General features: G+C 68.3%; 14 protein-coding genes. 7 read left to right on the top strand and 7 right to left on the bottom strand.

The window, feature by feature from the left end:
- Nucleotides 1-203 precede the first annotated feature (203 nt).
- The 4 genes from E3O23_RS06170 to E3O23_RS06155 all read left to right on the top strand — a co-directional run bounded on the left by E3O23_RS06170 (nt 204) and on the right by E3O23_RS06155 (nt 2,433).
- On the top strand, nt 204-659 hold the full coding sequence (locus E3O23_RS06170; RefSeq protein WP_134489194.1) for a hypothetical protein: 456 nt from the start codon (nt 204-206) through the stop codon (nt 657-659).
- Between the two features lie 119 nt (nt 660-778).
- Nucleotides 779-1,564, top strand: a complete 786-nt coding sequence (locus E3O23_RS06165) for a hypothetical protein (RefSeq protein WP_134489192.1) — start codon at nt 779-781, stop codon at nt 1,562-1,564.
- Nucleotides 1,561-1,755: a hypothetical protein gene (locus tag E3O23_RS06160; protein WP_134489190.1), complete on the top strand. Its 195-nt coding sequence runs from the start codon at nt 1,561-1,563 to the stop codon at nt 1,753-1,755. Before E3O23_RS06165 ends, E3O23_RS06160 begins: the two co-directional genes overlap by 4 nt.
- A 54-nt stretch (nt 1,756-1,809) precedes the next feature.
- Nucleotides 1,810-2,433, top strand: a complete 624-nt coding sequence (locus tag E3O23_RS06155) for a LysE family transporter (RefSeq protein ID WP_134489188.1) — start codon at nt 1,810-1,812, stop codon at nt 2,431-2,433.
- A gap of 6 nt (nt 2,434-2,439) precedes the next feature.
- Here the strand turns inward: E3O23_RS06155 and E3O23_RS06150 are convergent, their stop codons facing one another.
- Together E3O23_RS06150 and E3O23_RS06145 are read right to left on the bottom strand one after the other, a co-directional pair.
- On the bottom strand, nt 2,440-3,441 hold the full coding sequence (locus E3O23_RS06150; RefSeq protein ID WP_134489186.1) for an LLM class flavin-dependent oxidoreductase: 1,002 nt from the start codon (nt 3,439-3,441) through the stop codon (nt 2,440-2,442).
- A gap of 275 nt (nt 3,442-3,716) precedes the next feature.
- Complete coding sequence (locus E3O23_RS06145) at nt 3,717-4,406, bottom strand: TetR/AcrR family transcriptional regulator C-terminal domain-containing protein (protein ID WP_241983352.1); 690 nt, start codon at nt 4,404-4,406, stop codon at nt 3,717-3,719.
- 87 nt (nt 4,407-4,493) lie between these two features.
- On the opposite strand from E3O23_RS06145, the gene E3O23_RS06140 reads away from it, so the two are divergent.
- Nucleotides 4,494-5,195: a DUF4386 domain-containing protein gene (locus E3O23_RS06140; protein ID WP_134489184.1), complete on the top strand. Its 702-nt coding sequence runs from the start codon at nt 4,494-4,496 to the stop codon at nt 5,193-5,195.
- 52 nt (nt 5,196-5,247) lie between these two features.
- On the opposite strand, the gene E3O23_RS06135 is transcribed toward E3O23_RS06140, so the two are convergent.
- Both E3O23_RS06135 and E3O23_RS06130 read right to left on the bottom strand, forming a co-directional pair.
- Nucleotides 5,248-5,565 carry a hypothetical protein gene (locus E3O23_RS06135; protein ID WP_134489182.1) on the bottom strand — a complete coding sequence of 106 codons (318 nt, stop codon included), beginning with the start codon at nt 5,563-5,565 and terminating at the stop codon, nt 5,248-5,250.
- A complete protein-coding gene (locus E3O23_RS06130) occupies nt 5,520-5,957 on the bottom strand; it encodes a hypothetical protein (protein ID WP_134489180.1) in 438 nt (145 codons plus the stop codon). The genes E3O23_RS06135 and E3O23_RS06130 overlap by 46 nt, the downstream gene beginning before the upstream one ends.
- 150 nt (nt 5,958-6,107) lie before the next feature.
- On the opposite strand from E3O23_RS06130, the gene E3O23_RS06125 reads away from it, so the two are divergent.
- Nucleotides 6,108-6,506 carry a DUF5655 domain-containing protein gene (locus tag E3O23_RS06125; RefSeq protein WP_134489178.1) on the top strand — a complete coding sequence of 133 codons (399 nt, stop codon included), beginning with the start codon at nt 6,108-6,110 and terminating at the stop codon, nt 6,504-6,506.
- A 112-nt stretch (nt 6,507-6,618) separates the two neighbouring features.
- Here E3O23_RS06125 and E3O23_RS06120 read toward each other — a convergent pair whose 3' ends face one another.
- Together E3O23_RS06120 and E3O23_RS06115 are read right to left on the bottom strand one after the other, a co-directional pair.
- Nucleotides 6,619-7,314 carry a cyclase family protein gene (locus tag E3O23_RS06120; RefSeq protein WP_255453295.1) on the bottom strand — a complete coding sequence of 232 codons (696 nt, stop codon included), beginning with the start codon at nt 7,312-7,314 and terminating at the stop codon, nt 6,619-6,621.
- Between the two features lie 104 nt (nt 7,315-7,418).
- Nucleotides 7,419-8,843: an MFS transporter gene (locus E3O23_RS06115; protein ID WP_198415141.1), complete on the bottom strand. Its 1,425-nt coding sequence runs from the start codon at nt 8,841-8,843 to the stop codon at nt 7,419-7,421.
- Nucleotides 8,844-8,918: 75 nt separating this feature from the next.
- Here E3O23_RS06115 and E3O23_RS06110 point away from each other — a divergent pair, with 75 nt between their 5' ends.
- Nucleotides 8,919-9,530 (top strand): TetR/AcrR family transcriptional regulator, encoded by a 612-nt coding sequence (locus E3O23_RS06110; RefSeq protein ID WP_134489172.1) that lies wholly within the window; start codon nt 8,919-8,921, stop codon nt 9,528-9,530.
- A gap of 25 nt (nt 9,531-9,555) precedes the next feature.
- Here the strand turns inward: E3O23_RS06110 and E3O23_RS06105 are convergent, their stop codons facing one another.
- Nucleotides 9,556-10,392: an alpha/beta fold hydrolase gene (locus E3O23_RS06105; protein ID WP_134489170.1), complete on the bottom strand. Its 837-nt coding sequence runs from the start codon at nt 10,390-10,392 to the stop codon at nt 9,556-9,558.
- Between the last annotated feature and the right edge of the window lie 59 nt (nt 10,393-10,451).

Raw genomic sequence — 10,451 nt, 5'->3', positions numbered from 1 at the left:
TCGCCACCCGCTACGACAAACTTGCCCTGACCTACCGCGGAGGAGTCGTCCTCCGCGCCATCACCATCTGGTTACACGAATTAGGAGACACGCCCTAGATGCAGCGGGCTAGTATCCGTTCAAGGGACTCCAGGAGAATTCGGGCTGGGTCCGTCTCGATCGCAGGGAGGCTGCCGTGTTTCAGCGTCGAGGTGCGTAGCTTCTTGATCACTGCCGTTGTCGGCATGGCGATGGCAGCGAGTGGGTGCAGCGCTCCTGGCCCGGACCCCGGTGGAGCGACCGCAACGTCTCCCGAGCCCGGTAAGAGCATTTCCAACGCAGGTGAAACCGCGAGTTGGGAACTTCTCAATGCTGCAGAGATCACGCCCGAATCCACCGTGCTGCGGCTGGGCGTGACACGAATCGAGTGCGCGAGTGGGATCACCGGCACAGTCCTTGAGCCTGAAATACAATGCGATGGTGAGCAGATCGTGATTCGCACGTCTGTCGAAACGCCGGAACCAGGCGACTACAGCTGCCCAGGCAACAACATGGTGCCCATCACGGTTCATCTCCAGAGCCCCGTCGGCCAGCGGCAACTCTTCGATGCTGCCTGTCTGGACGCTGAAACGCTGGCCACCGCGTTCTGTGTCGACGGGGGCGTGCGCTGGCGTCCGTAACCGGGAGGCGCCTGGTGAGCCCATTCCGCTCGGTCGCCCTTGGGCGTACCATTCCGTGCATCGCTAACCCGTGACCGGCTCGTCATAGCCAGCGCGGAGCTACCCAAGAGGAGCGCACCGTGCGTGCAACCAGCGAACACGACAGTAGTGCCGCGCCGGCGAAGACGGCGACCGGGAACACCAATCGGGCAGGGTTGCGTGCAGGTGGAACGGCGGTCGTCATTGCCGGGCTCGGAGGCATCACGTGGTTCACGCTCGAGCTCCTACCGCCAGTTCTCGGCTTCGACGACACCGACAACCCCGCAGTGAGCCTCGATTATCTGCGCCAGTATCCGCAGTTTTACCCCCTTGCCGGGGTCGTGCTTTTCATCATGGCGATCGCGTTCGTCGTGGCGAGTTTCGTCGTCTCAGATGCGCTTGCGCCACGCACAAGCAGTATCACTCGCCGAAGTCTGAGCGCGCTCGGCGTCTTGTCGGCTGCACTCTTATTCATGCACGGGGTCTTGCGCGAGTCGGTGGGGCCGTTGCTCTACATCGACGGGATGAACAGCGGATGGGGCGAGTCCGCGTACCTCACCATTCAGATGCTGGGAACCCATGGTTTCGGCCAAGCGAGCCTCCTTGTGCTCTGTGCCTGGGCCGTGGGTATCAGTGTCGCCGGGGCACGCTCGCGCGCCCTTCCGATCTGGTTGTGCGTCCTGGGAGTCGTCACCGGCCTCCGGCTCGTGATACTCCTCGCTGGTCCATTCCTGACGGCAACAAGTACCGACTTGCCCGAGTTTCTCTGGGTTGGCTCAGTGGCGCTGATCCCGCTGGGAATGCTTTGGTGGCTTGGGCTCGGCGTTGTGCTGCTGGTCAAGTCCCGCCCCCACCGCGAGCAGAGGCCCATCAATTCGGCAGCGTGAGCTGCGTCGAGCAGATGCGTAGAGACGCGAACACCGAGTCATCAACGCGGCGTCCCGCAGCGACGCGGCCGGAAATTCTTGAGCTCGCGGCCGACAGGATCACCTCGCCCGACGTGATCCGCTACGGCGCTGCCCTGCGCGGAAACGCGGCCTACCTTGCGGACCGCGACAGTCAGACTCAGCGCGACTGACCCGATTGCTTCTCCGCCGTGAGTGAGCGGCCGGTGACCACCTAGGCTGGGCCGGTGCAGTTCTCTCTCTGGCTGGCCCTGCTTGGCGCGGGCACCCTGATCAGTCTCACGCCCGGCGCGGGGGCGATCAACACCATGAGCAACGCCCTCAACTCGGGCTTCCGACGCTCGATCTGGGGGATCCTCGGCCAGCAGGCCGCGCTTCTCGCCCACATCGTGATCGTGGCGCTCGGTGTCGGCGTCCTTGTCGCCGGCTCCCCGCTCGCCTTCACGGTGATTCGCTTCGTGGGTGCCGCCTACCTCGTGTACCTCGGCATCCGCCAGTTTCTCGCCAAGCCGGCGCTCGATGCCGAGAGCGCCCCTGCGCTGAGCCACGATCCGGCCTGGTCGATGTTCCGGCGCGGGCTGTGGGTCAACCTGTTGAACCCCAAGGCGATCGTGTTCTTCCTGGCGTTCCTGCCCCAGTTCATCCGCCTCGATCGACCGATGCTGCCGCAGTACTTGATCGTCGCCGCCACGGTCATCGTGGTCGACATCCTGGTGATGTGGTTCTTCTTTGCCCTGACGGCACGTTCGCTCCAACGGTTCACCGGCGACGCCCGCGGTCAGCGCGTTGTGAATCGAGTCTTCGGTGTGCTGTTCGTGTCGGTCGGCGTGCTGCTCGCCGTCATCCACTGATTCCGCTTAGGAACGCCCCTTCCCTGCCTTGTCTTGGCTGAGCGGGGCGTCGAGGTGGAGCGCGGATCGGACAGCGGGGAGGACCTCGGTCGCCAGCAGCTCGATCGAGCGGAGCGTGTCCGCCTGCGAGAGGCCGCCCAGTCCGACCTCGGCGAGGAAGCGGGTGTGGCCGAGGGTCTCGTGTTCCCAGAGGATCTTGTCGACGATCTCGGCCGTGCTGCCGGCGAACAGCGCTCCCCGAGGGCCCGCCCAGCTGTCGAAGGATGCGCGGTCGAGCCGCCCCGCGCGAGGCATGTTCTGGCCGATGTACGAGGAGTAGTGCGGGTAGAACGTGTCCCGGGCGCCCTGCGAGGTCGCCTCGACGTAGAAATGCGAGGTCACGCCGATCCGCCCCGGCGAACGCCCCGCTTCGGCTGCGGACCGGCGATAGAGCTCGGCGAGGGGCGCGAAACGCTGCGGGTCGCCGAGGATCGCGAGATACAACGGAAGCCCGAGGGCTCCCGCGCGGACGGCGGAGCTCGGTGTTCCTCCGACGGCAAGCCAGACCGGCAGCGCCGGCTGGAACGGACGCGGCCAGCCCCCGGCCTCCTCGAGCGGCGCACGGGTCGTGCCGCTCCAGGTGACGGGGTTCTGGTCCCGGATCCGCAGCAGGAGTTCGAGACGGTCCTCGAAATACTCGTCGTAGCGGTCCAGGGGCTGGCCGAACAGCGGGAAGGACTCCAGGTACGCGCCGCGGCCCGCGGTGAGCTCGGCGCGGCCGCCGCTGATGAGGTCGAGAGTGGCGAAGTCCTCGAACACGCGCACCGGGTCGGCACTGGAGAGTACGGTGACGGTGCTGGTCAGGCGGATGCGCGTGGTCTGGGCTGCCGCGGCGGCCAGCACGACCTGCGGCGACGACACCGCGAAGTCCTCCCGGTGGTGCTCGCCGACGCCGAAGACGTCGAGCCCGGCCTCGTCGGCCACCCTGGCCCACTCCACGCCGTGAGCGGCCGATGAGCGCCGGCACACCGTTCGAGATTGGCATCTTCACGTTCGGCGAGCTGACCCGGGGCGCTGGCGGAACTCGGATCCGGGCGGATCAGCGCCTGCGCGACCTCCTGGGTGCCGGAGTGCAACTGCGTGGTCATTGCTTGTTTCCTTCCAGCGTCGATGGAGTTACTTACGTTGTATGTTTATCCTGTAAGCAATTCACATGTACGTAGTAAGTCTGTCAACGGGGCAAAGCGCAGGAGGGAGTGGCTAGCGACAGCTCATCAGCGTGCTGAACAGAGCCGAGCGCTCCATCAGCCGGCCGGCTGGGCGTCGCGCGCCCGCTCAAGGGCGTCGAGGATCAGGTCCAGGCCGAAGGGGAACTCGTTGCCGTAGTTGTAGCCGGGCCGGAGAACATATTCCGCGGTCAGTTCGGCGAGGTAGGGGTATTCGTTGGCCGGCAGTTGAGCGAGCATGAGGTGCGCCATCGTGGCCGCCTCCTCGTCGGTGGTGAAGGGCAGGCTCTTTTCCTGCATCGCGAAACCGTAGATGTAACTGTCCACGGCCGAGAAGGCGTGCGCGGCCAGCGCGATCGAGAATCCGCCGTTCCGCAGGGTGCCGATCACCCGGTCGTGGTGCCTCAGCGTGGCGGGGCCGGGGTTCGTCCCGGAGTCCTTCAGCGCGGTGGCCCAGGGATGGCGCGACAGGGCGTCGCGAAAGGACACCGAACGCTTGCGCAGCGCCGCCTTCCAATTGTCACTGTGCGACGGGAGCTCGATCTCGGCGAAGACGGCATCGATCATGCCGGTGAGAAGGTCTTCCTTGTTGGCGATGTGGTTATAGAGCGACATCGCTTCGACGCCCAGCTCCTCGCCGAGCCGACGCATCGTGAGCGACTCGATACCGCCCGCGTCGGCCAGGGCGATGGCGGTGGCGAGCACTCGCTCGCGGTTCAATCGCACTCGGTGCGGGGCGCCCGCCTTGCTCGGTGATGCCATCGTCATGTTCTCCTGATCTTCCTGTTGACAAGCTTACTACGTACATGTAACTTACTTACTTACACCATAAGCTTACGACGTAAGGAGAACTCAATGAACACCACCCAGCTCAGCCCGAAGGACATCGCCGGGACGCCGCGCCGGTCGGCCCTGGACTTCACCGCCTGGTCGCCGCGCCGGGCGAGCCTGGTCGCCGGAATCGCCCTCGCACTGATGGCGGTCCTGGCCGGCTTCGGCAACTTCGGGGCCATCGTGCCCCTGGTCACTCCGGGCAACGAGGCGAAGACGGCACAGGACATCTCCGATTCCGCGCCGCTGTTCCTCGCCGGTATCGTCAGCCTGTTCATCGTGACCATCCTCGACATCGTCGTCGCCGGCGCCTGGTACACGCTGTTCAGACCGGTCAGCCGGGGCCTCTCGGCCGCCGCCGCCTGGACCAGGGTCGCCTTCGCGGTGGTCTTCATGGTGGCCATCGGCCAGCTCGTGACCGCGCTCACCCTGCTGGACGAGCCCGCGGCCGCCCTGCACGCCATCGAGGCCTTCACCACCATCTGGGTCACCGGCCTCGGCCTCTTCGGCCTGCACCTGCTGCTGATCGGCTACCTCGCCTACCGCTCCGGCTTCATGGCACGGATCTTCGGCATCCTGCTCGCGATCGCGGGCCTCGGCTACCTGGCCGACGCGTTCGGCACCGTGCTCGTCGCCGACTTCACGGCCGTCTTCGGACGATACCTTTTCGTGGGCGAGGTCGCGATGATCTTCTGGCTGCTGATCAAGGGCCGCCGCCTCAACTGAGCCGCCCGGCCTGCGCCCAGTCTTGCCCGGCCGGCTGAGCCGAGGTGTCGCGTCAGCAGTAGAAGGCCCGGGTGGTGTCGGGCGCGACGATGGCCACCACCGAACCGTCGGGCTGCATCCTGGCAACCCCGCCATACGGGTTGGCTTCACCCCACGGGGCGGCGTCGGCCACCTTGTCGTACACGAAGGGGCCGGAGTCGTCGTTGTACTCGTCCAGGGCCTGTTCGGGCGGAAGCTGGTTGAAGAACTCCCGCGCGTTGTCCCCCACCGCGAAATCACCGCTGCTCTGCAGGGCCACGCCGTCGAAACTGGGCCCTCGGAAGGTCACGACGAAGCCGACCGAGTCGGTCGGCTCCCACTGGGTGAGCACGACCGCTGGCTCGCCCGCGTCGCCCAGGCGTAGCTGGCGTCGAGCGTGCCGCGGCAGGCGTCGTCGGAAGCGGGAGGCTGCTCCGGAGCGACTCCGAGGGCGGCCGTGAGGAAGGCCACGGCGGCATCGGTCCCCTGCTCGAAGTCCACGGTCGCGACCGGCTGACCCCCAGCCGTCTCGCTCACGAGCTGCGAGCCGCTCATGACGATCGCCGACACAAGCGGGGCCGGGGTCGTCGTCGGGCTCGCGCTCTGTCCGGCGGGCGAGCCGTTCGTTTCTTGGGCCAAGGGAACCGACGAGGCGCACGCCGACAGCAGGAAGGCGACGGATGCCGCGAGGGCACCGGCAGCCAGTCCCCGCGACCGCGTGCCACGGACGTTGTTGACGATCATCGAGCCCTCACCCCCCGGCTCCGAGGTCCGCCGAACAGACGGCCCCAGCCCTATTTCCCGACAGCCTAGTGGGCTGCGTGCCGGTGCGGGGCGTCTTGCTACTATGCGCTGCAAGGAGGGTCCGATGAACGGCGCTGCCGCGGCGGAAGAGTGACCGATCCCGGGATGGCGAGCGCCCGCGCGGAGCCGATCCCGCTCGAGCAGTACTTCTCGGGCCGGGACCCGCTCTCGCGCGAGCTCTTCGACGTCGTCCGCTCGGCGATCGAGTCGATCGGACCGGCCACGATGCGCGTCACCCGGAGCCAGGTGGCCTTCCGCCGACGACGTGCGTTCGCCTGGACCTGGCTGCCCGGCCAGTACCTGCGGGGCGACGTCGCGCCGCTCGTCCTGACGATCGCCCTGCCCCTGCGCGACGCTTCAGCGCGCTGGAAGGAGGTCGTCGAGCCACGTCCCGGCCGATTCACCCATCACCTCGAGCTTCGCTCGGTGGCGGATGTCGACGGGCAAGTCCTCGCCTGGCTTCGCGAGGCGTGGGGGCAGGCCGGTTGAGGGCTCCGAATTCGGTGGTGCGGGCAGGATTCGCGGGCTGCACGCCGCTACGCGGGCGATGCGCCACCCGCGCAGCGGCGTATCGCACGCGTGGCTCAAAATCACCCGGGCATTACCCTTGGGGAGACACGCCCTGGACCCGGCTCTCGTCAGCCGCCTCCGGGAGAACGGCGAACGCGCGCACCGGGAACGTTCCGAAGCCCTCGATCTTCGGGGGAACCGCGGTGAATCGGGCGCCCCGGGCGGGCAGCCGGTCCAGGCCGGTCAGGTGCTCGACGATGTGGATCCCGGCAGCCAGCAGCAGCGTGTGCGCCGGTCGTTCACCGCCCGAGGACGCATCGTCGATGTTGACGGAATCGATCCCGACCAGGGCGGCACCGGCGTCGACGAGGAAGCGTGCGCCCTCTTCGGTGAGGTAGGGCGCCGCGTGCCCGTACTCCTCCTCGCCGAAGTGCCGGTCCCAGCCGGTGTGCAGCAGCACCGCCGCACCGGCCAGGTCGCGGTCCCGGAAGACCTCGGCGCCGATTCCCCTCTCGGCCGCCGCGGAGAGGTGGAACACCTCGGCGCGGAGGTCGACCAGGGTTTCGATGTCCAGCCCGGCGAGATCGGTCCCTCCCGCGTAGCGATGGAACGGACTGTCGATGTAGGTGCCGGTGTTGCCGATCATTGTGATGATGTCCATCGTGAACTCCGTCCCCGGTGCGTAGCGGGACGCCGAGTCCTGGCGGGACAGGAACGAACTGATGGTGGGCGCCGGCAGGCCGGGATAGGTGACGAGGCCTTCGGCAATCGTGTGGCTGAGGTCGATGACCCGGCTTCTGCGGGGGGGCGGCGGATGCTGCGGGGTTGGCGAACATGGTTTCCTGTCTGTCGATGAGTGGACCGTGACCGGCCCGAACGGATGAATGGTTGTCAGTGCATGAATCGCGGAGCATTCGCGGCGGGCTTTCCCACCGGAACGAACACCAGGGCGACCAGGGCGATGACGACGGCGGTGAACGCGACGGCCGAGTACGCCGCAATGAAGCCGCCCGTGGTCTGCGGCGCGTTGAGGCTTGCGGCAGCGATGACCGAGAGGGACGCGACGCCGACCGCGACGCCGAGCTCGTGGAAGGTGTTGATGATCGCCGAGGCGATGCCCATCTCCTGCGGCGCGACGTGCGACATGGCGGTCGTCGTCGCCGCGACGAACGCACCGCCGAGGCCGAGCGCCGCGACGCTGACGCCCGCGATCAGCAGGGGGATCGTCTCCAGGTGCAGGGCCGCGGTGGCCGTTCCGGCGGCGGTGAGGAGGAACGCGGCGGTCGCGACCGGCCGGGCACCCTTCCCAGCGACGAGGTTTCCGCCGAGGTGGGCTCCCACCAGGGTGGCCAGCGCCACCGGGAGGAAGGCGACTCCGGTGGCCAGGGGCGACCAGCCGTGGTGTCCCTGCAGCACGAAGGACAGCAGGAAGAAGCTCCCGACGAGCAGCGCACTGGCGGCGAGCATGACGACGATGCCGGCCTGCATCGGCCGCCGGCCGACGATGGCGAGGTCCAGCAGGGGATCTTTCGCCGTGCGCTCGCGGACCACGAACAGCACGAAGGGCACCGCGGCCGCGGCGATGAGCGCCAGGGAGCCGGCGGGCGGCAGGTCAGTGGAGAAGCTGGTGATCCCGTAGATCAGCGTGCCCACGCCCAGGGTGGCCAGAAGGGCTCCGATCAGATCGACCCGGCGGCCTCCGCGGACGACGCGCACGGCGGGGACCACGAGTGGAAGGAGCACAGCAACGACAATACCGATCGGCACGTTGATGAAGAAGATCCAGCGCCATCCGGGTCCCTCCGTGAGCAGGCCGCCGATCAACACGCCAACGGCGGCGCCGGCTGCTCCGACGGCGCCCCAGGTCGCCAGGGCACGGTGGCGTTCGGCGCCGCTGAACCGGCCGGTGACCGTGGCCAGCGCGGCCGGGGAGAGGAGGGCCGCGCCAATTCCCTGGGCGGCGCGAGCAAGCAGCAGGGTGCTCGTGTCGGCGGCGAACCCTGCCAGCAGTGACGCTGCGGTGAAGATCACCAGGCCGATCAGCACGACCCGCCGGGATCCGAAGAGGTCGGCAAGCCGGCCGCCGAAAAGGAGCAGGCCGGCGAAGGGGATGACGTACGCCGTGATCGCCCAGCTGGCGGCGGCACTGTCGAGTCCGAGGTCCCGGCCCAGCTGGGGAAGTGCGACATTCATGACGGTGATGTCGAGGATGAGCATGAACTGGGCAGCGCAGAGCAGCGCGAGGGCCAGCCAGCGGCCGCGCGATTGCTCGTGGCCCGGGGCGTGGTGGCCAATGGTGGATATCGGGTGGGACACGGTTCCTCCTAAGTCGTACATCAGTGTTTGAATTGATATTAACCCATACATTGCTGTTTGAGATAGTGTTAATTCATGACCACTGACCTGGATGACCGAAATCGCCGTGCCGACGCCCAGCGCAACCGGGCGGCAATCCTTGACGGAACGGTGACCTGCCTGTCGGTCAACCCCCGGGCGAGCATGGCGGAGATCGCCCAGGCGGCCGGCATCGGACGCGTGACCCTCTACGGGCACTTCTCCTCCCGCAGGGAACTCCTCGAGGCGGTCGTCGAGCAGACGATGCACGAGGCGGAGGCTCAGCTGGCTCCGCTCGACCTCGGCGGGGACCCGCGCGCGGCACTCGACCTGCTCATCCGGTCATCCTGGCGCATCATCGACAAGCTGCACGGGCTCATGGCCGCCGCCGAGCAGGAGCTCGGGGCCGACCGCATCCGCGACCACCATGACCGGACCCTGCACCGCGTTCGCGGGCTCATCGAGCGCGGCCAGGCCGAGGGCGCCTTCCGCTCGGACCAGTCGTCCAGCTGGATCACGGCCTGTTTCTTCGCGATTCTGCACGGCGCGTCCGGCGAGATCCGCGCCGGACGGCTGAGCGATCGCGACGCCGCCACGGCGATCCCCTCGACGATCCAGGCCATCGTTTCCGTGCCGGCCGGCGACGCCGTCGACGTCGGCAAGGCCTGACCGCGCCGGCGCCCTCGCGTCCCGTTCAGGCGCGCGCCAGCAGCCAGTCCATCGCCGCCGGGCACGCGTCCAGGACCGCGATGTGGCCGTCGCCCGGGCGCAGCCACAACTCGGACTCACGGCACTGGCGCAGCAGCCACTCGGCGTGCGCCGGCGGCACGACTGCGTCCTGGTCGCCCTGCACGAGCAGAATCGGCGCTCTGATGGCCGAGACGTCGAAGCCCCAGGGGCCCACGAAGGCGAGGTCGTCGTCGATCAGGCCGTCGGATCCGGCGGCCGATGCCAGGCCGACGTCCCGGCCCAGCGACGACCAGGCGCCGGCCAGGGCCGCATAGTCGCGGTCGTTGAAACTGTCCGGGTCGAACTCCTCCGTCGCCTCATGGAGTTCGCGCGCCCGGCGGCCGGACGCGGCCGCCCGCAGGGAGGCGCCGTCGCCGACCATGCCGGCGAAGAAGTCGAGGCCGGCGGCGTCGAACGGGGCGAGGCCGGCGAGGCAGGCCGCGCCCGTCACCCGCGCCGGCAGGAGCGCGGCACAGGCGAGGGCATGCGGGCCGCCGCCGGATGCGCCCATCACCGCGAATCGGTCGACTCCGAGGGCGTCCACCAGCTGCTCCACATCGGACGCCGCCGACGCGACGTTCCGGCCGGGCCGAGGGGACGACCCGCCATAGCTCGGTCGGCCGTACGAAATCAGGCGGATGCCCCGGCCGCGCGCCGCGGTGAGGAGCGGCTCCAGGGGGGCGCCGGTCTGTGGCGACCCGTGATGCCACAGCACGGTGAAGGCGCCCGCCGCCCCGGCCGCGCTGTCGTGAACCCGGAGCGTGCGGCCGTCGCTGAGCCGAAGATCCTGAGAGGTGTACATGTGCAGAGCCTAAGCGGTCCCCCGGCCAGGGCCCCGTGGTGGTACTACTGGTCGGACAG

Source organism: Cryobacterium tagatosivorans, from assembly GCF_004402215.1.
Lineage (GTDB): Bacteria > Actinomycetota > Actinomycetes > Actinomycetales > Microbacteriaceae > Cryobacterium > Cryobacterium tagatosivorans.
Note: the sequence above shows the minus strand (reverse complement) of the source record. Positions and strands in the feature narration are given on the sequence as shown.

Excerpts from the sequence above, each read along its gene's own strand:
- E3O23_RS06145 (WP_241983352.1), bottom strand. The coding sequence starts at position 4,406 with ATGACGATGGCATCACCGAGCAAGGCGGGCGCCCCGCACCGAGTGCGA.
- E3O23_RS06140 (WP_134489184.1), top strand. The coding sequence starts at position 4,494 with ATGAACACCACCCAGCTCAGCCCGAAGGACATCGCCGGGACGCCGCGC.
- E3O23_RS06130 (WP_134489180.1), bottom strand. The coding sequence starts at position 5,957 with ATGATCGTCAACAACGTCCGTGGCACGCGGTCGCGGGGACTGGCTGCC.
- E3O23_RS06110 (WP_134489172.1), top strand. The coding sequence starts at position 8,919 with ATGACCACTGACCTGGATGACCGAAATCGCCGTGCCGACGCCCAGCGC.
- E3O23_RS06105 (WP_134489170.1), bottom strand. The coding sequence starts at position 10,392 with ATGTACACCTCTCAGGATCTTCGGCTCAGCGACGGCCGCACGCTCCGG.